This window comes from Thermodesulfobium acidiphilum (genome assembly GCF_003057965.1).
In the GTDB taxonomy this organism is placed as follows: Bacteria; Thermodesulfobiota; Thermodesulfobiia; order Thermodesulfobiales; family Thermodesulfobiaceae; genus Thermodesulfobium; species Thermodesulfobium acidiphilum.
Window position 1 is genome coordinate 1,077,972 of the sequence record NZ_CP020921.1, and the last position, 20,473, is coordinate 1,098,444.

The 20,473-nt window shown below is 35.0% G+C and carries 16 protein-coding genes; 4 read left to right on the forward strand and 12 right to left on the reverse strand.

Features of this window, described 5'->3' with window-relative positions; all coding sequences use genetic code 11:
- The first annotated feature begins 11 nt into the window (after nucleotides 1-11).
- From TDSAC_RS05490 to TDSAC_RS05505, 4 genes are all read left to right on the forward strand, one after another.
- Nucleotides 12-1,118 carry an efflux RND transporter periplasmic adaptor subunit gene (locus TDSAC_RS05490; RefSeq protein WP_108309251.1) on the forward strand — a complete coding sequence of 369 codons (1,107 nt, stop codon included), beginning with the start codon at nucleotides 12-14 and terminating at the stop codon, nucleotides 1,116-1,118.
- A complete protein-coding gene (locus TDSAC_RS05495) occupies nucleotides 1,115-1,855 on the forward strand; it encodes an ABC transporter ATP-binding protein (RefSeq protein WP_108309252.1) in 741 nt (246 codons plus the stop codon). Before TDSAC_RS05490 ends, TDSAC_RS05495 begins: the two co-directional genes overlap by 4 nt.
- A 62-nt stretch (nucleotides 1,856-1,917) precedes the next feature.
- Entirely contained in the window at nucleotides 1,918-3,060 is a 1,143-nt protein-coding gene (locus TDSAC_RS05500; protein WP_234405730.1) for an ABC transporter permease, read from the forward strand.
- Nucleotides 3,057-4,277 carry an ABC transporter permease gene (locus TDSAC_RS05505; protein ID WP_108309254.1) on the forward strand — a complete coding sequence of 407 codons (1,221 nt, stop codon included), beginning with the start codon at nucleotides 3,057-3,059 and terminating at the stop codon, nucleotides 4,275-4,277. Before TDSAC_RS05500 ends, TDSAC_RS05505 begins: the two co-directional genes overlap by 4 nt.
- Before the next feature lie 65 nt (nucleotides 4,278-4,342).
- Here the strand turns inward: TDSAC_RS05505 and TDSAC_RS05510 are convergent, their stop codons facing one another.
- The 12 genes from TDSAC_RS05510 to gcvPA form a co-directional block, all read right to left on the reverse strand.
- Nucleotides 4,343-4,993, reverse strand: coding sequence for a formate dehydrogenase subunit gamma (locus TDSAC_RS05510; protein ID WP_108309255.1), 651 nt, complete (start codon nucleotides 4,991-4,993; stop codon nucleotides 4,343-4,345).
- Nucleotides 4,993-5,772, reverse strand: coding sequence for a 4Fe-4S dicluster domain-containing protein (locus TDSAC_RS05515; protein ID WP_108309256.1), 780 nt, complete (start codon nucleotides 5,770-5,772; stop codon nucleotides 4,993-4,995). The genes TDSAC_RS05510 and TDSAC_RS05515 overlap by 1 nt, the downstream gene beginning before the upstream one ends.
- A 1-nt stretch (nucleotide 5,773) precedes the next feature.
- Nucleotides 5,774-8,770: a formate dehydrogenase-N subunit alpha gene (gene fdnG, locus TDSAC_RS05520; RefSeq protein ID WP_108309257.1), complete on the reverse strand. Its 2,997-nt coding sequence runs from the start codon at nucleotides 8,768-8,770 to the stop codon at nucleotides 5,774-5,776.
- A gap of 237 nt (nucleotides 8,771-9,007) precedes the next feature.
- The gene (locus TDSAC_RS05525; RefSeq protein ID WP_108309258.1) at nucleotides 9,008-9,793 is read right to left on the reverse strand and encodes a formate dehydrogenase accessory protein FdhE domain-containing protein; all 786 of its coding nucleotides are present in this window, start codon (nucleotides 9,791-9,793) and stop codon (nucleotides 9,008-9,010) included.
- Nucleotides 9,794-9,971: 178 nt separating this feature from the next.
- Nucleotides 9,972-10,625: a formate dehydrogenase subunit gamma gene (locus tag TDSAC_RS05530; RefSeq protein ID WP_108309259.1), complete on the reverse strand. Its 654-nt coding sequence runs from the start codon at nucleotides 10,623-10,625 to the stop codon at nucleotides 9,972-9,974.
- Nucleotides 10,625-11,404 carry a 4Fe-4S dicluster domain-containing protein gene (locus TDSAC_RS05535; RefSeq protein WP_108309260.1) on the reverse strand — a complete coding sequence of 260 codons (780 nt, stop codon included), beginning with the start codon at nucleotides 11,402-11,404 and terminating at the stop codon, nucleotides 10,625-10,627. The genes TDSAC_RS05530 and TDSAC_RS05535 overlap by 1 nt, the downstream gene beginning before the upstream one ends.
- Nucleotide 11,405: 1 nt before the next feature.
- A complete protein-coding gene (gene fdnG, locus TDSAC_RS05540) occupies nucleotides 11,406-14,399 on the reverse strand; it encodes a formate dehydrogenase-N subunit alpha (RefSeq protein ID WP_108309261.1) in 2,994 nt (997 codons plus the stop codon).
- A 248-nt stretch (nucleotides 14,400-14,647) separates the two neighbouring features.
- Nucleotides 14,648-16,000: a dihydrolipoyl dehydrogenase family protein gene (locus TDSAC_RS05545; RefSeq protein ID WP_150130302.1), complete on the reverse strand. Its 1,353-nt coding sequence runs from the start codon at nucleotides 15,998-16,000 to the stop codon at nucleotides 14,648-14,650.
- A 2-nt stretch (nucleotides 16,001-16,002) separates the two neighbouring features.
- On the reverse strand, nucleotides 16,003-16,872 hold the full coding sequence (gene lipA / locus TDSAC_RS05550) for a lipoyl synthase (RefSeq protein WP_108309263.1): 870 nt from the start codon (nucleotides 16,870-16,872) through the stop codon (nucleotides 16,003-16,005).
- Nucleotides 16,838-17,626: a lipoate--protein ligase family protein gene (locus tag TDSAC_RS05555; protein WP_108309264.1), complete on the reverse strand. Its 789-nt coding sequence runs from the start codon at nucleotides 17,624-17,626 to the stop codon at nucleotides 16,838-16,840. Before TDSAC_RS05555 ends, lipA begins: the two co-directional genes overlap by 35 nt.
- 86 nt (nucleotides 17,627-17,712) lie before the next feature.
- A complete protein-coding gene (gcvPB, locus tag TDSAC_RS05560; RefSeq protein ID WP_108309265.1) occupies nucleotides 17,713-19,152 on the reverse strand; it encodes an aminomethyl-transferring glycine dehydrogenase subunit GcvPB in 1,440 nt (479 codons plus the stop codon).
- Nucleotides 19,149-20,471 (reverse strand): aminomethyl-transferring glycine dehydrogenase subunit GcvPA, encoded by a 1,323-nt coding sequence (gcvPA, locus tag TDSAC_RS05565; protein ID WP_108309266.1) that lies wholly within the window; start codon nucleotides 20,469-20,471, stop codon nucleotides 19,149-19,151. The genes gcvPB and gcvPA overlap by 4 nt, the downstream gene beginning before the upstream one ends.
- Between the last annotated feature and the right edge of the window lie 2 nt (nucleotides 20,472-20,473).

Consider the following 20,473-nt stretch of genomic DNA (forward strand, 5'->3'; position numbering starts at 1 on the left):
AAGGAGGAGAGATGTTAAAGTTCTTTAAACAAAAGAAAGTAATAGCCATAATTACCGCTTTAATAATTATTCTTACAATTATATTGTACGGTTATAATACATATATGAACAACCTAAAAAAATTGCAGCAAGAAGTTAAAATAACACAGGTAACGAGAAAAACTATTACAGAAGTGGTAAATTCAACAGGTACCATTAATCCACAAGTTGGCGCTCAAATTAACGTGGGAGCTAGGGTTACAGGACAGGTTATAAAACTAAACGTACAAGTAGGAAGTGTCGTTCAAGCAGGAGAGGTTTTAGCAGAAATTGACCCAAGGCCACAAATAGCTGCTCTTGAACAAGCCAAGTCAAATTATCAAGCAGCACTAAGTAACTATAATTATGCAAAGATAAACTATGAAAGATATGCCAAATTATTCGAAGAAGGACTTATTTCAAAGGACAAATACGACAGTGTAAAAGCAAACTATCTAGCTCAAAAAGGAACAGTTGATGCTGCCAAGGCAGCTGTTAATACTGCACAGACAAACCTTGAATACTGTACTATTACAGCTCCAATAAGCGGAATGGTTTCAGCAGTTACAACGCACCAGGGAGAAACAGTAGTATCTGGATTGAATGCGCCAAACTTTGTAACAATTGATGACCTCGATAAGCTGGAAGTAGACGCTTCAATTGACGAAACAGATATCGGTAAAGTAAAGGTGGGAATGCCTGCTACATTTACGGTTCTTGCTTATCCTAACAAAACTTTTACTGGAACAGTCGCAGCAATATATCCAACTTCAACTGTAGTAAGTAACGTTGTTTACTACACAACTGTAATAAAAATCGATTCAAATCCTGAACATTTTTTGAGGCCAGGAATGACTGCAAACGTAAACATCAAGGTTCAGGAGAAGAAAGATGTATTAGCAGTACCTAATCTTGCTCTTAAGACATTTGGTAATCAAACTGTGGTTTTTGTGGAAACAAGTCCAGGAGTATTTGAAAAGAGAATAGTTAAGACTGGCATTTCAGATCTAGACTATACCGAAATAACCAGCGGCTTAAAAGAAGGAGATAAAGTAATTGTTGGAGATATTCCAGAAAACTTGTTAAAAAAGATAAAATGAACGAAAAAATTATAGAATTAGAAAATATACAAAAAGTCTATAAATCTGGTACTCTTGAGACAGTTGTCTTAAGAGACATAAGCTTTGTTATCAACAAAGGTGAATTTGCTTCTATTATGGCACCATCTGGAAGCGGAAAAACAACTCTAATGAACATAATAGGACTGTTAGATAGACCTACAGGAGGAAGATATTTCCTGGATAACAAAGAGGTTTCCAAATTATCAGATAATGAACTTGCTCATCTGAGAAATCAATATATAGGCTTTATATTTCAGCAATTTCATCTCTTACCTGATCTTACAGCAATTGAAAATGTTTTACTCCCCTCTGTATATGCAAAAAATCCTCCACCAGATATAAGAGACAGAGCTAAAAAGTATCTTGAAACAGTAGGTTTGGGAGAAAGACTAAATTTTTATCCGTCTGAATTATCAGGCGGCCAACAACAAAGAGTAGCTATAGCAAGATCTCTTATCAATAATCCTAAGTTAATTCTTGCCGATGAGCCAACAGGTAACCTTGATCCACAATCTGGCATGGAAATATTGTCAGTTTTTCAAAAACTTAATGAAGAAGGCATTACAATATTAATGGTTACTCACTCTCCTGAAATTGCGCTTTTTACAAAAAAGGTAATTACTCTTAGCTTTGGTAAAGTGCTTAAAGAAGATATTATTAAAAATCCCAAATCTGCTCAAGAAGAATTGCAAAAAATGTATATGATCAATCCATGATTATAAAAATTCTTTCTTCAGCGATTAAGATAAACTTAAAACAGGGCTTAAAGGTTTTTATTATGATCTCAGGTATATCTCTTTGTATCCTTGTAATTACTTTAGTAACCTCAATAAGTCTTGGTGCAAGACAGCTTGTAAACGAAACCCTTCAACAATTTGGTCCAACTTCCATTATAGTTTTTGCTGGAGGCAGAAGACAACCCGGGCAACCATTTCAAAGGTATACTACCATGACATTAGATGATGTCAAATCAATCAAAGACCAGATAAGCGGCATTGTAGCAATAGATCCTGAAGCAAACAGTAATATGAACGCAAAATATAGAGCACAAAACATAGACACAATTGTCTCTGGTGCAACACCATCATTCACTACCGCATGGGATTGGAATGTAGCTGAAGGGAGATTTTTTACCGAAAGAGAAAATGCTTCTATGTCAAGAGTAGCTGTAATTGGAACTACAGTTGCAAAGCAATTATTTCAGGGGGAAAATCCGCTTGGCAAGCTTATTAGAATTGGCACCACACCATTTACAGTTATTGGAGTATTAACTTCGCTTGGTACTACACCGAATGGAATTGATAGAGACAATAGAATTGTAATCCCTCTTAACACGATGATGAAAAGAATGTTGAACCAGACATACATTACAATGATGAGAATAAAGTTTGCACCGGACACTAACATAAACGTTGTAGCAGATGAAATTAGTACAATTCTAAGATATAATCACAAACTTACTACATCGGGCCTTCCAGATGATTTTACAATCATAACCCCTGATAAGGTGATGGAATTTTTAAACAAAATAAACTCAACCTTAAATATTTTTTTAGTTGTTTCGACAATAGTTGCAATAATTATAGGTTCTGTCGTTGTTTCGAATATAATGCAGGCATCTATTTCTGAAAGAGAAAAAGAAATTGCTCTCAGAAGAGCATTTGGAGCTACAAAATCGCTTATTGTAATACAAGTTTTCCTTGAAATATTTGTGATTAGTATTATTGGTTCAATTTTTGGAGCAACCTTGGGAGCTTTACTTGGAATAATAATGGAACATTTAACAGGAATTCACGTTTCAATTAGCCCTCTCTTATTTCTTGTCGCATTTAGCGTATCTACAATAATAGCGTTAATTGCAGGAATCCAACCTGCAATAAAAGCTAGTTCATACGATCCAGCAGCAGTTTTACAAAGATGAACAATTTCCTCATTAATTTTTCACAAGCATTGAGAAGTATTTCTAGAAGAAAAAGTAAATCAATTCTTGCTATTTTGGGTTTCTTAATCGGTATAAGCGCAACTGTCATAATAGCAAGTATCAGCTCTGGAGTGAAAGAAAAGACAATTGAACAAATAAAAAGTATGGGCAGTAATATGATAGTAGTTACAGCTGGGCAACTCAAAATAATGGGAAACAGACCACATCAGGTCGGAAATGTAACTACTCTTACCCCCTTGGATTATGAAATCATTAAAAAGGATTTACCAAATGCAAAAATCGCAGCAACACAGCAAAAAACATTTACAGTAAAATTCTCTGATTATAGCACACAAACTACCATTATAGGTGCAACTCCAAGCCTATTTAGTGTAAGAGGTTACACAGTTAGTATAGGAAGAGAATTTACTTCTAGAGAAAATAGACTTCGTGAAAGAGTAGCAATAATTGGTAGAACAGTAATACAAAACCTAAATGCAATCCCAGAACAACTTCTAAATGCGACAATTTTTATAAATAATATACCATTTAGAGTTATAGGAATACAGGATCCGGTAGGAATTGATATTGGTGGACAAGATGAAGATAATCAGATAATTATTCCTCTTGACACAGCTCTAGATAGAGTTCTAAACGTTACGTATATTAATAATATCTACATTAGCGCACCACAAGAATATCTTATGAGTTCATATAAAGACGAGGTAATTAAAATACTAAGGAAAAATCATAAACTTACAGATGGGCAACAAAATGATTTTACAGTTCAGGATCAAAGCGACATAATTGCAGCACAAACTAAGTCTACTCAAACACTTGATAACCTTACAGTAGCATTAGCCATGATTGCTGTCTTTATAGGTGGGCTAGGGATTGCTGCTGTTTTACTTGTCGCAGTAAGAGAACGGACCAAAGAAATAGGTGTCAGAAAATCCTTTGGTGCTACAAAACAAGATATCTTGACTCAGTTTTTTATTGAAGCAACAATACTTTCTGGTTCTGGTACAATTTCTGGTGTATTAATAGGCCTATTAATAACTTTTATAATAACTTTAATTACTAAAATGCCTTTTGTAATCCCCTTCAACGTTTTAATTCCACTAATATTTATAGCTTTTCTAATGGGAGTCATATTTGGAACAATACCAGCAAAAAGAGCTGCAGATGTAGATCCAATTAGAGCTATTTACTCATAAAAAAACTTCTGAGATCTTTAGTATCCAAAGTCTCAGAAGCTTAAACATCTATTAAAAAAATATTTTTACTTCTTTAACTCTTCATACCACAAAGCATTGTGCTTCATTACATACTCTTCATCGATCAATCCATTACCAAGCATTGTGCCAAGTTCCTTTCTAGAACTAGGATTAATTGCTCCAAGGTAAAAGTGAACAATAATTGCCGATCCTAAAAACGTGCCGCAAAAAACGTGTATAATAATTGCTATCTGTATTAAATAACCTGGGAATGATGCATAAAAAAACATCATTGAACCTGTAAATCCAAGGCATAATGAAAATATAATTATTATCCAACCTAAAAGCTTTTGACCTGCATTGATCTTGCCCTGTGGAGGTATTTCCTTTGCCTTTATGATTGGAGAAAGATATCCTCCAAAAACTTTCATCCATTTTTTGTCTTCAGGTGTGAAGGTACTAATTAATTTTATAAAACCTGAAAACAATTTCAAATTAAATACTGCATACAAAAGAGGCAGCAAAAGGTAAAAAAAGCCAAGATATTTGTGAACAAAAGCAGCATTTCTAAGGCTCCCAAATGGAAAGCTCATAGCGTTCATCAAAGGATAAAATAATGATAAACCAGTCCATAACATGATTATAAATGTTATAAGATGTAACCAATGAAATATTCGCGTAGCTTTTTTGTGTTTTTCAATCATCCTCTTAGCCATTATTGGTCACCTCCTTTATTCCCAGCTTGTATAAGTCTGTGAAGAAATACCAAACCAGCAGCGCCACCTAACATAACTAGACCAAGCGGATGCATTATGTTTTTCCAGATAAGTGTATTTACTGGAAAGACAGGATCTTTTGGCAAACCGTATTTTTCAGGTTCATATTTAAGTATAGATAATACTCCTAGTCCCCCAAGTATGTTTTCACCATAAAGATTGGCTTCTGTAAACCCTTCTTTTTTCAAAACTTCGACTCTTTCTTTCCCCTGTTTTACAAGTTCATCTCTTTTGCCAAAATAAAGCGCTCCACCTAAACATGCCTTTACACAAGCTGGAATAGAGGTCTCATCAGACTTATTGCCTTCAATAACTCTTGAATAACACATATCACATTTATTTACAACTTTTCCAATTTGAGGAATTCCAAAGGGACATGCGCTGTGACAATATCCACATGCTATACACTTATTGTCATCAAAAGCTACTATTCCGTTCTCTGCCTGAAAAAGAGCTCCACTTGGGCAAGCTTTGACGCAAGCAGGTTCTCCGCAATGAAAGCATTGATATTTTAAAAAGTTAAAGTTCTGTCCTTCAGTAAAATCATCATAAAAGTTTATAATCATACGAGTATGTGGATTCAAGTCTGGGGGATTAGTATAAAAACCTGTAAAAGTCGTAGGATCGGTCTTCTGATCGTTCCATTGTTTACAAACAGATTGACAACCTCTACAACCCATACATTTAGAAGAGTCGAACATATAGGCTACTCTTTCCATTTTAAGCCCTCCTCAAGTTAATCATCAAAGCTTTTGATTCCTGGATCTCAGAGGTCGGATCTCCTACGTTTTCAGTCATGAGATTTGCTGAAAAAGATTCATTTTTACCACTGTCAGGATCGATTCCTACAAAACCCCAATGCCATGGTATGCCTACTATATGAAACTTTTTGCCATCAATTATAACTGGTTGCAATCTGGATGTTACACATGCCTGAGCCTTTACTTTTCCTCTAATAGATTCAAGCTCCACTTTATCTCCATTTTTAATTCCAAGTTTCTTTGCTAATTCAGGATCTATTTCAGCAAATACCTGTGGCATTTCTTCAACCAAAATCGGGATCTTCCTGGTTATACTTCCACTTTGATAGTGTTCAGTCAATCTATAAGTAGTACATATATGTGGATATCTTGGATCGTTTAAAGGAGCGTACTTATCAACATCTGATTTGAAAATTATAGCTACAGGATTATTTTGTACAGGACTTAAAAGATTTTTCACAGGAGCCTCAATGGGTTCATAGTGTTCAGGAAAGGGACCATCTTTAACCAGCCCTGAAGGCACAAAGAGCCTTCCTCCACCTTCAGGTATCATAATAAAAGGGGCATCTCCACCTGGAGAATTAGGTGCCTTTGTTGGAAGAAAATCTGGTACATCTGGACCTGTCCATTTTCCTTGGGCAGCATCCCATTTAATAACAGTTAGTTTTGAATTCCAGGGTTTACCCTCAAGATCACAGCTAGCCCTATTATAAAGAATTCTTCTATTTACAGGCCATGACCATGCCCATTCAGAGTTAAGCCCTATTCCCTCTTTTTCAGGTTTTCTTCTTGCGGCTAAATTTCTAGTCGGTGGGTACACTCCTGAATATATCCAACAACCACATGCTGTAGATCCATCATCCTTAAGAGCAGCAAAGCTAACTAACTGTTTTTTTGTAGCAACCTCAAAACCATTAATCTCTTTTAAAACAGAATCGATATCATACTTATCTCCACCATAACCCCATGTTAAGTTAAGTATGCCTTCAGGTGAAGGAGTAGAAGGATCGTCTTTAAACTGTTTTTTTAGACCAATAACCAGCTTATTTAAAATAACCATATCTTCTTTTGATTCATACATAGGTTCTATTGCCTTATATCTCATTTGAAGCCATCTAGAAGTATTAGTAGCTGAACCGTCCTTTTCAACAAACGATGAAACTGGTAACATAAAGACTTCAGTTTTTATGTCTTTTGGAGCTACTCCAGGCCTCTTCCAGAAATTTGCAGTCTCAGTTTCAAAAAGATCTGCAACCATAAGCCACTCAAGGTTTTCTAAAGCTTTACCAGTTTTATCACCAAGAGGGCTTGATACTAGTGGATTTTGCCCCCAGATCATCATTCCCTTTATCCCCTCATTTTTATACAGATTATCCCAGATATACATCCATGAAGCTGGTTTGGACCACTTTGGAAGCCAATCATAGCCAAAATCATTTTCTTTTGTAGCTGCGTCTCCAAACCAGGCCTTAAGCATGCTAACAGCAAATTTTGGTGCATTAGACCAATAACAATCAGGAAGTGTGATTTTTTTTAGATACTCTTTAAAATTTGGATGAAGTTTCTCGTTGGGAGCGGCCAAATAACCAGGCCATGAGTTATAAAGAAGAGCCATATCAGTAGAACCCTGGACATTGGTCTCCCCTCTCATAGCATTCACTCCACCACCAGCCATACCTATGTTCCCTAACAAAAGTTGAATAATACAAAAAGCTCTGATGTTTTGTGTACCAATTGTATGCTGAGTTAATCCCATCGCATACATCAATGTGCCAGATTTATCTGGCGCACCAGTTGAGCTATATAACTTTGCTATTTCAAGGAATGTCTCTTTTTTTATACCTGTAACCTTTTCTACAACTTCAGGCGTATACCTGGAATAATGCAATTTCATTTTTTGAAACACGCAATTTGGATCTTGAAGGGTCATATCTCTTAAAGGCTTATTATCTGGTCCGGTTTGATAAGCCCAGCTTTCATAATTATACGTTTTGCTCATCATATTCCATCCTGAAAAGTATCCATCCTTAAAGTTGTATTCAGGCTTTAAAAGATAAGAAGCGTTTGTATAGTGTTTTACATAAGTTTCCTGGTATTTATTATTCTGAATAATGTAGTTTATCAAACCTCCGAAAAAGGCTATATCAGTTCCAGGCCTTATTTGTGCATAGATATTTGAAAGTGCAGAAGTTCTAGTAAATCGAGGATCCACAGAAATGACTTTTCCACCGCGTTCTTTACATATATTAATGTATCTCGCACTGCCAGGATGATTTTCGGCAGGATTTCCACCACATATCATGATCACATCAGAATTTTTTACGTCTATCAGGGAATTTGTCATTGCCCCTCTACCAAAGCTTGGCCCCAAGGCAGTAACAGTAGAAGAGTGACAAATTCTTGCCTGATGCTCCAAATATACAATGCCCAGCGCCCTGGCAAACTTAGAAAACAGATAGCATTCATCTGTTCCGTGAGATGCTCCGCCAAGCATAGCAAGTCCCTCAGTTCTATTTACAGTTACTCCGTTTGAAGTCTTTATAAATGAACTATCCCTGGTTTTTTTGATTCTTTTGACAAGCTCAGAAATAGCCCAATCCCAGCTTTTCTCTTCCCACTTGTCAGAACCAGGAGCCCTATACATTGGTTTTTTTAATCTAAGTGGACTATCGTAAACGCTAAAACAGGTAGAACCCTTTGCACAAAGACCACCTTCACTATTCGGATTGTCAGGATCTCCCTCGACATTTACTACCTTACTGCCCTTTGAATAGACTAAAAGACCACAGCCAACTCCGCAATAAATACATACAGAATTTGTAACCTTGGTATCCTTCAGTTTAAAGGGTATGCTTGCATAGGCAACCTTTGGCACAGCTACATTGCCATCGAATACCATCATTGCAGCACTAGCAAAGGAAAACTTAAGAAAATCCCTTCGATTAAATTTGTCCATTCATTTTACTCCTTGATAGTGAATATATTTTTTAATTTCAAAGCACTATCAAGCTTATAATAGCATACTAAATTGATAAAATAATCATTATCAAACTTAAATATTTAATAAATGACTATATGAATAAAATATTTTTATAATAGAGTGCAAAGTTTAAGAATTTTTTAACAAAATTATCATTAAAAAATGAATTTAAAATAAAATATTATAAAAAAGACTTATTATTAATAATAAATATTATTTGCTGATCCAGGAAGCAGCATAAAAAATCTTAAACCATGAGGGTTTAAAATTTAAGTCTTTTACCGAAACGTCTAAATCCCAGCTGGATAAATAAAGCAAGGGATAAAGAGGTATATCCTCATTTTTTTCCCTCAAATCCAGCACCTTTAAATACATCCCACAAGCCTCACAAACCTCTACTCTCCATCCAGGGAGCTCATCTGCACTATAATACCTCATTGACTTTTGCTCTTCATCGGCACACACTGGACAAACTGTCCTTCTGTGTCCCCATCTCGTATAACAGGTTGAACATATCAAACTTTTTTTTCCATCTCCTTCAATAAAGCCTAGGCCAGCTCTTGATCCACAAACAGGACAAATTGGCTCATACCATTTTACAAGACTACATCCTTTAGAAAGTATTTCGCCAACGTAAGAGTAAATAGTAGAGTAGACTATTAACTTTATAAAACCAATTTTATCCTCAGATAAAGTTAGTTTATCAAATATTGGTAAATTTCTTTCATCAAACTTTACTTTTCCCTTAATTCCAAAATCGTCTTTTACAATTTTTGCTAGAAAATTTAAATCTTTTTTATATATTTTTAATTCAAACAAATCCAAATAGGCTCTTCCTTCGTTAAATACCTTTTTAAATTCTTCTGTATCAATACTTTCTTCAGGTATAAAATCTTTTATTTTTGCCAATAACTTTTCTCTACAAGAATAATATTGATTCCAAAATTCTACTACAGACTCTAATATTGGATACTTTTCAACAAACTTTATTAAATTCATCCAAAACCTCCAGTATTATGATTAAATTTAAGAGTTTATAAAAAAACTATCAGTCAATAACTATCTAACATATTATCAAACGTTAAAACATTTGAGTGCAAAGCCAACTTTGACTTTGCACTCAAATTAAATATTACTAATTTCAACTTAATACTAAATCTACTTAATTTTTAAAAACTTAAGATTTTTTCAACTCCTCATACCATAGAGCATTGTGATGCTTCACATAATCTTCTTCTATCATACCGCTTCCAAGCATTGTTCCCAACTCTTTATTTGATGTAGGATTAATTGCAGCTAAGTAAAAATGTACTATTACTGCAGCCCCCAAGAATGTACCACAAAATACGTGAATCATTATAGCCATGCGAACAAGTAGCCCAGGGAAAAGTGCATAATAAAACATTATCAATCCTGTTATACCGAGTAAAATTGAAAAAACTATTATTATCCAACCTAAGAGCTTTTGTCCAGCATTATATTTCCCCTGTGGCGGAACTTCATCTACCTTTATAATAGGATGCAAATATCCTCCCAACACAGAAAGCCATTTTTTATCTTCAGGCGTAAAAGTACTAATTGTTTTAAAAAAGTTAGAAAACAACTTGAAGTTCCAGGAAACATAAATTATCGGAAGAATCACATAAAACCATCCAAGATATTTATGAATAAATGCTGCGTTTCTAAGGCTCCCAAAAGTCATGCCAAGAACATTTGCCCAGGGATAAAGCAAAGAAACTCCTGTCCAAAGCATAATTATAAAGGTTATTAGATGCAACCAGTGAAAAATTCTTGTATTTTTTTTATGCTTCTCAATCTTTTTTACAGCCACTACTGTTCACCTCCCTTTTTCCCCAGGTTAAGCGCTCTATGAAGTACAACCAGGCCAGCCGCGCCTCCTAACATTATTACACCTAGAGGATGCAATATTCCTTTCCACAAACCAATGTCACTAGGAAATACAGGTTCTTTAGGAAGACCATATTTTTCAGGAGAATATTTCAATATAGCAAGAACTCCAAGTCCTCCAAGAATATTTTCCCCATAAAGATTTGCTTCTGTATATCCTTTATTTTTTAAAACCTCAACTCTTTTTTTACCTTGCTCAACTAAATCACTTCTTTTTCCGAAATAAAGCGCTCCCGCAGGGCAACTCTTTACACATGCTGGGATAGAAGTCTTATCAGAGTCAGAACCTTCCATAACTCTAGAATAACACATATCACATTTATTTATAACTTTTCCAATCTGAGGAATTCCAAAGGGACATGCGCTGTGACAGTATCCGCATGCTATACACTTATTTTCATCAAAAGCTACTATTCCATTTTCAGCTTGAAACAATGCGCCACTAGGACATGCCTTTACACATGCTGGGTCACCACAGTGAAAACATTGATATTTCAAAAAATTGAAATTTGGATCTGGAGTAAAGGTATCATAAAATTTTATAATCATTCTCGTATCAGGATTTAGACTTGGTGGATTGGTATATACCCCATTAAATGTTGTAGGATCGGTTTTTTGATCGTTCCATTCCTTACAGATGCTCTGACATCCTCTACAACCCATACATTTAGAAGAATCATACATATAGGCCACTCTTTCCATTTTAGGCCCTCCTCAAATTAATCATCAAAGCTTTGGATTCTGGAATAAGACTTGTCGGATCTCCTACATTTTCTGTCACAAGATTTGCAGCAAAAGATTCGTCTTTACCACTATCTGGATCTATACCCACAAAGCCCCAGTTCCATGGAATTCCAACCACATGGTACTTTTTACCATTTATTATCATAGGCTGAACTCTGGTTGTAACACAAGCCTTTGCTTTAACCTTACCCCTTATGGACTCAAGCTCAACATTATCACCGTCTTTGATACCAAGTTCCTTTGCAAGTTCAGGATCTATCTCGGCAAAAACTTGTGGCATAGCTTCCACAGTTATAGGTATCTTTCTTGTTATTGCACCAGATTGATAATGTTCTGCAACTCTATACGTAGTACAAATATATGGATATTTTGGATCGTGAAGTGGTGCATATTTATCTATATTTGATTTAAATATCAAAGCTATAGGATTATTTTGTATAGGATTTACTTTATTTTCAACAGGAGATTCGATTGGTTCATAATGTTCAGGAAATGGTCCATCTTTAACTATACCACCAGGAACAAATAATCTCCCTTGTCCACCAGTAAGCATGATAAAGGGCAGCGTTCCTCCAACATCTGTTGGAGCCTTTGTAGGCAAGAAATCAGGCACATCTCTTCCTACCCACTTCTTCTGTGCAGCATCCCATTTTATAACGTATTTTTCCGGATTCCATGGATTACCTTCCAGATCGCATCCCGCTCTATTATATAAAATTCTTCTATTTACGGGCCATGCCCAACCCCATTCAGGATTAAGTCCCAATCCAGTTTTTTCTGGCTTTCTTCTCTTCGCAAGATTCCCAGTAGGAGGATACATGCCAGAATATATCCAACACCCGCTAGCCGTAGTTCCGTCATCTTTTAAAGCAGCAAAACCAGGAACTTGCTTTTTGGTAGTCACCTCAAAACCGTTAATCTCTTTAAATACTTCTTCTGCGCTATGATTATGCCCGCCATAATTCCATGTTAAATTAAGAATTGCTTCAGAATTAGGTGTAGACGGATCAGATTTTACAAGGTCTTTTATTTTATGAATAAGATCGTGCAATATTACAGAATCCTCTCTGCATTCATAAAGAGGTTCAACTGCTTTATATCTCATCTGAAGCCATCTGGAAGTATTCGTAGCTGAACCATCTTTTTCTACCATAGATGCCACAGGTAGCAAAAATACTTCTGTTTTAATATTCTTTGTATCAGCACCTGGCCTCCTCCAGAAATTAGAAGTTTCAGTCTCGAATAAATCTGCTATCATTAACCATTCTAAATTCTCGAGAGCCTTACCAGTTTTTTCGGCAAAGGGGCTGGATATCAATGGATTTTGCCCCCAGATCATCATACCTTTGATCCCTTCATTTTTATATAAATTATCCCATATGTGCATCCAGGAAGCTGGCTTTGACCACTTTGGTAACCAATCGTACCCAAAATTATTTTCCTTTGTAGCTGCATCCCCATACCATGCTTTCAACATACTTACAATAAACTTCGGAGCGTTAACCCAATAGCTATCAGGTGCGATTGATTTCTTAATAAATTCCTGTAAGTTTGGATGAAGCTTTTCGTTTGGCGAAGGCAAATAACCTGGCAGAGTGTGAAACAAAAGTCCCATATCAGTAGAACCCTGTACGTTAGCCTCCCCTCTCATTGCATTTACTCCACCACCAGCCATACCCATATTACCAAGTAAAAGTTGAATTATACAAAAAGCCCTGATGTTTTGTGTACCAATAGTGTGTTGAGTTAGTCCCATAGCATAAATCAAACACCCAGACTTATCTGGTGCTCCTGTAGAAGAATAGATTTCAGCAATCTTTAAAAAAGTTTCTTTTTTCATCCCAGCAACACTTTCTACTACTTCTGGCGTATATCTGGAATAGTGTTTTGCAAGCCTTTGGAATACACAATTTGGATCTTGGAGGGTCATGTCTTTCAAGACCTTCTTATCCGGTCCTGTTTGAAATCCCCAGGTTGCATAATTGTACATCTTTTTTGCCTCGTCCCAACCAGAAAAATGACCATCTTTGAAATCAAATTCAGGATTTAATAACCATGAAGCATTAGTGTAATTTTTAAGATAAACTTCTTGATATTTTTTGTTTTGAATTATGTAGTTAATCAATCCACCAAAAAATACAATATCGGTTCCCGGTCTTATTGGCGAATAAATATCTGAAATAGAAGAAGTCCTCGTAAACCTTGGATCTACAGATATTACTACTCCACCTGAATCTTTACACATATTTATATATCTTGCTATAGCTGGGTGATTTTCAGCAGGATTACCCCCACAAATCATAATAACATCAGAATTTTTTACATCAGTCAAAGGATTCGTCATTGCACCTCTTCCAAAACTAGGACCTAAACTGGTCACTGTAGAAGAGTGTCATATACGTGCCTGGTGTTCGAGATAGACAATTCCAAGTGATCTTGCAAACTTAGATAGAAGATAGCATTCATCAGTATCGTGAGATGCTCCTCCAAGTTGGACAAGTCCATCAGTTCTATTTACTGGAACTCCTCCAACTTCTCTAACGAAAGTTTCATTTCTTGTTTTTAAAATTCTCTTTGCAACCTCATTGATAGTCCAATCCCAGCTCTTTTCCTCCCATTTGTCTGAACCTGGAGCCCTATACATTGGCCTTTTCAATCTAAGCGGATTAACGTAAACGTTATAAGATGTTGCTCCCTTTGCGCATAGACCGCCTTCATTGTTAGGATTATCAGGATCACCCTCGATGTTTACTACCTTGCCATCTTTTGCATAAACCAATAGTCCGCAGCCAACGCCACAGTAAATACATACTGAAGGACTTACTTTAGTATCTTTTAACTTAAAAGGCTTTACAGAAGCCCTTGCAGGCACAGCAATATTACCATCCATAACCATTGCCGCAGCCCCAGCAAATGTAAGCTTTAAGAAGTCCCTCCTTCTAAGCTTCCCCATTCATTTCACTCCCTTTTTGAGGCATATATAATATATAAATAAAATTTTATAAAAGAATAAAAATAAATAGCATTCTTATAATAAAATTTATATCTCTTAATTATTTATTCTACAACTCAATTAATAAAAAAAGCAACAATATTTAATAAAACATACTTATAATTTGCTAAGTTATATTTATCTATAATACTAGAGTATGCTTAACAGCCCCGAACCAAATAGAAATATCTCAATACCTTTTAAAAAAGCTATATTATAGCGCTAAAAACTATTTCAGATATCGTTGGGTGACCATAAATTATATCCCTTAGTTCTGTAATATTGACTTTACTTTTCATTGCTACTGCCATAATATGAACTAGCTCATATGCCATAGGACCAATAAACATAGCACCAATTATAGTCCCCTCATCCGAAGTAAGTGCTTTAAAAAAACCAGAATTTTGGCCCATAATAAGGGCTTTCCCATTACCCTTAAAAAATGCTTTATAAGTTTTATAAGGAATCACTTTTGACTTTAAATCCTCTTCAGTGAATCCAATACATCCTACACCCGGATCTGTAAATACCACTCTTGGTAATAATTCATAGTTAATATTTTCAGTTTCGCCAAGTATTTTTTTAGCAACAGCTATCCCCTCTCTGGTAGCCACGTTGGCCAGCATTGGGGTTTTTATAATATCTCCTACAGCATATACACTGCTGTTATCTATGCTAAAGTCCTTCTCTGTAATTATGAAATCTCTTTCGGTTTTTGCATTAATTACTTCTAAATTCAGATATTTTGTATTGGGTACTCTTCCCACAGAAACTAATATAACATCTACAAAAATATCTTTAACTAAATTATTTTGCCTATTTTTAAAACTAACCAGCAGCTTTTCATCTTTGTTTTGAATATTGACAATCTCTGAACTCGTGTTCACAGATATATTTCTCTTTTTAAATTCTCTCAGAAGAGTACGCGAAACCTCATCATCTTCTAAACCCATTATCTTAGGTAAAAATTCTACAATTGTAACGTTTGAACCGAAATAATTTAGCAATGAAGCAAACTCACAACCTACGTAACCACCACCTACAATAAGAAAATCTTTTGGTAAACTTCCCAACTTTAAAAGGCCGCTACTCGAAATAATCTTGTTTTCGTCAATAGTCAAACCAGGAAGACTCTTTGGGTATGATCCGGTCGATAAAACTATATTGTTAGCAAAATAATCAACGTTGCCAATCCTTATAACATCATAACCAGCTAGTCTTCCTTCCCCAAAAATCATTTTAACACCTGATTTTTTCAGTCTTGAAATTACTCCCTGTCTTAATTGATACTTTTGATCCTCTAAAAGCTTAATCGCATTCGAATAATCAATGCTAAAATCTATGTTGAAAATACTCTTGTATTCTCTCATTCTGTGAATTAAATGAGCACTTTCAACCAATGATTTTACAGGAATACATCCCTCATTCAGGCATGTCCCGCCAATCTTTTCTTCAGATTTTTCTACCAAGCATACACTTTTCCCTCTATCACCTAAATAAAGCGCACACTCATAGCCAGCTGGACCAGCACCTATAATGATCGCGTCAAATTTATTTTCCAACCTCAATTTCTCCCACAAGATAAATATTTTTGTGCGTTATAAGAGCTTCTTACATACGGAGCGCTTTCTACATGTTTAAAACCAAAACTTCTTGCAATCTCCCCAATTTCTTCAAATTTGTCTGGATGAACATATTCATAAACATCAATATTCTTTAAGCTAGGCCTTAAATATTGTCCTATACTAATAAAATCACACTTAATTTTTATAAGTTTATCAAAAAGTTCCTTCAATTCATCCATCGTTTCCCCTAACCCAAGCATTATACCTGTCTTTGTAAAAATATTTTGAGATAATTTTTTAGCATTTTCTAATACATATAAAGACGTTTCAAATGAAGCACCCTTTCTAATGGCGTAAAGTCTTGGAACAGTTTCCAGATTATGGCCAAAAATCTCAGGCTTTAAGTCAATTACTGTTTTAATCGAATCAATATTTCCCTTGAAATCTGGTACTAAAACTTCGATTGTAACATCTGGAATAAGATTTCTTATAGCCTTAATAGTATTAGCAAAGTGAAGGGCTCCGCCATCAAAAACATCATCTCTAGTAGGGGATGTGATTATCACATGAGAAAGATTCAATCTTTCTACGGCCTGAGCTAATCTTTCTGGTTCATATGGATCTAATGGTTTTAATAAATTTTTATCTTTAGCTTTTTTCACATTACAAAATTCACAAGATCTCGTACACACATCACCCATTATTAGAAAAGTAGCATGTCTATTACTAAAACATTCTGATATATTAGGACATCTTGCTTCTTCACAAACAGTATTTAACTCTAAGTCTTTTAACAAGGTTCTTGTATAATTCTCTGTTCTTTGACAAACTCTCTTATGAAGCCACACAGGTTTCTTTTTCAATACCATCCCTATTCCAACTTTCAGATAAATATTTTTTCTCTCTTAAAAGTGAGACAAGCTTAATTTCTTCTTTTGTAAGCTCGCAAAAATCTAAATCAACCTTCATTTCCTTGCTAAAAAATGTGGCAAGACCTTTGAGTGCAGTTTCATAAGAAATATCATGAACCCAATCTTGTAGTGAATTTCCATGTTCATAAGGTTTAGAAAGATTTTTTCTACTCTTTACTGGAATAGAGCCATGTTGGAATATTACATCGTGAGAACGCTTTTGTGCATTTCCACCAACTTTTTGTCCATCTATTAAAATATCATATTTTTCTTTTCCTTGATAACACAATATTGGATTTTTATCTGATTCAGTGCTCTCACATTCACATGCCCATTTAGCATTCAGATGTAAAGAATTGTAAAATTCTAATACAAAGGAGGTTAACTTTTTATAGGAGTCAATTACAGACAAATTACCTAAGTGTTCTTGAGAGCAAACAATAGAGTATGAGATTTCTTCATAATGATACAAGGCATTCCCCCCCGTCAACCTCCTAATGAAAAATTCTTCTTCCTGAGACAAAAAAACCTTGTTAATATCAGATATTTTTTGAAACCTCCCCACCGAAAGAACCGAAGGATACCAAAAATAAAATCTTATTACAGGTTCTCTTTTCTTCAAGAAGGTTAAATATAAAGCTTCGTCAATGGCCATATTGTAATCGCCACTTAATGGAGACGAAACTATAAATCTAAACCTCCTGCCAGACAACTTAATTCCCTTCCTTCTTAAAAAATAAGATATATAAATTATACTTTTTTATTAAATCTTTAATATTATACAGCTTATTCCAAAATTCATAGTCTAGCCTTGACAATCAAATCTTTAGCAGCCTTTGTTTCATCTGGTCTTGAAATGACAGTTGTTTTAGGAAACTCTTTAAAGGCTTCAGGATTTTGTTCTGCCAATTTAACTGCATCTATAATAGCATCTACGAATTTATCAAGAGTTTCCATAGATTCGGTTTCAGTTGGTTCAATCATAAAGGCTTCCTTTACTATCAATGGAAAATATATTGTAGGTGGGTGAAATCCCCTATCTATAAGGAACTTTGCAAAATCCAGAGCACTTGCGCCTTTTTTAGCCATTTCAGAAAGAGAAAATACACATTCGTGCATACAAGTTCTATCATACGGAAGTTTCAAATAATTTTTAAGTCTATTCATTACGTAATTTGCATTTAATACTGCCATTTCTGCAGAATATTTTATTCCATCAGTCCCAAGAAGTTTAATATATAGATATGCCTTTAAGATAACAGCAAAGTTTCCAAAGAATGATGAAACATGTCCAATTGATTTATCTGAATTTGATACTACAACTAGAGAATCATCTTCTCTTTTTACTCTAGGAATAGGGAGAAAATCTTCAAGAAATTTCTTAACTCCTACAGGCCCAGCTCCAGGACCTCCGCCACCATGAGGAGTACCAAAAGTCTTGTGCACATTTACGTGGATAACGTCAAATCCAAGATCACCAGGTCTGACTTTGCCCATAATTGCGTTAAGGTTAGCACCATCATAGTACATTAATGCTCCTACAGAATGAGCTAAATCGGAAATCTCTTTTATGTTTTTCTCAAACAAACCTAAAGTATTAGGACATGTCATCATTACTGCAGCCACATCTGTATCAAGATGTTTTTTTAACTCATCTACATCCATTTCCCCTTCGCTATTTGAAGGTATTGTAACTACTTCATAGCCTACCATAGATGCACTTGCAGGATTTGTGCCGTGTGAAGAATCAGGCACAATAACCTTGGTTCTCTTCGAGTTTTTTGATTTGTGATAACTAGAAATAATCATAATACCAGTTAATTCACCGTGAGCTCCAGCCATCGGACTAGTAGTAGCACAGTCCATTCCAGTTATCTCACATAATATGTCCTGAAAATCTGAAATAAGCTCAAGAGCACCTTTACACCTATTAATACTATCTGGCAAAATAGACAAAAAAGGATGGAGATTTAGAAATTCAGGAATATTCGAAGCTTTTTCCAAAATTTTTGGATTGTATTTCATGGTACAAGAACCCAACGGATAAAATTGAGTATCCACAGAAAAATTTAATCTGGAAAGATTAATAAAATGTCTTATAAGATCTAACTCTGATATCTCAGGCAAATTAAGTTCTGAGCGACAAAGCTCATCAGGAAAATTCTTTAAATTTACATCTAATTTAGGCAAATTAAAAGACTTTCTGCCACTCTTTGATTCCTCAAATATCAATTTCATAATATGGCCTCCAAAATAGAACATACATTATCAATGTTATACTTTGACATCTTTTCAGTTACATTTATCAAAATATCATTTTCTGAACCACCAAACAGATACAATGGGATTCCAAAGGCAATATTTTTTGATAATAATGTTGAAAAAATCTCTTTAGCAGGTCTATTAAATTTAACAACAAATTCGTTAAAAGTAGTTGCATTATTCTTTATAACCAACCCTATCTCTATCAACTTTTTCTTCATGTATTCACTTTTACTAAAATTTATCAGAGCCAATTCCTTTAAGCCGCTCTTTCCAAGAGAACAAAGGTAAACCAAAGCTCTTAAAGCACAAAGGCCCTCGTTAGAGCATATATTAGACGTCGCACGATGTCTTTTTATGTGTTGTTCTCTAGCCTGAAGAGTTAAAACATAAGCTCTTTTGTTATTTCTGTCTAATGTTTCACCCACAATCCTGCCAGGCATATTTCTAATGTACACCTTTTTGGTTACCAAAAAACCAAAATATGGCCCTCCAAATGAAAGCGGATTGCCAAGTGATTGTCCTTCACCAGTTGCAATATCTACTCCCATCTTACCTGGCGTTTTTACAATTCCTAAAGAAATAGGATATACGCTTGATACAGCCAAAATATTCTTTTCATGAGCAAAATTTATAAGATCAGTCCAATCATGAACACTCCCATAAAAAGTTGGATTCTGGAAAACAAAACAAGCCACATTAGAGTCAAGCAAAGACTTTATTTTTCCAAAATCTGGCTCAATTTCTTCTGTCTCAACTTCAATTAATTCGTATGGCAAGAATTTTAAATACGTCTTGACTATGTTTCTATATATTGGGTTAACGCTTTTGTCCATTATTATCTTTTCTCTTTTGGTGATTCTTAGAGACATCAAAACAGCTTCAGCAAGAGCAGTTCCACCATCGTAGAGAGATGCATTCGTCACTTCAAGGTCAGTCAGGTTACAAATAGCAGTCTGATACTCAAACAGCGATTGTAAAGTTCCCTGAGAACATTCTGGTTGGTAGGGTGTATAGGCAGTATAGAATTCAGATCTCGATGCAACAAAATCAACTACACTAGGAATTATGTGATCATAGAATCCTGCACCTAAAAAGTGATATGATAACAAATTATTTTTTCTAGCCAGGTTTAAAATAAGATTGTATCCTTCATATTCAGAAATCCCTTTGCCCAATTTTTTGAAATCAATTTCTTCAACTGGGAGCTCTTTGAATAAATCATCTACTTCATTTACATTACAAACAGAACACATTTCCCTTATATCTTCAGGTGTATGTGGACAAAAATTCATTT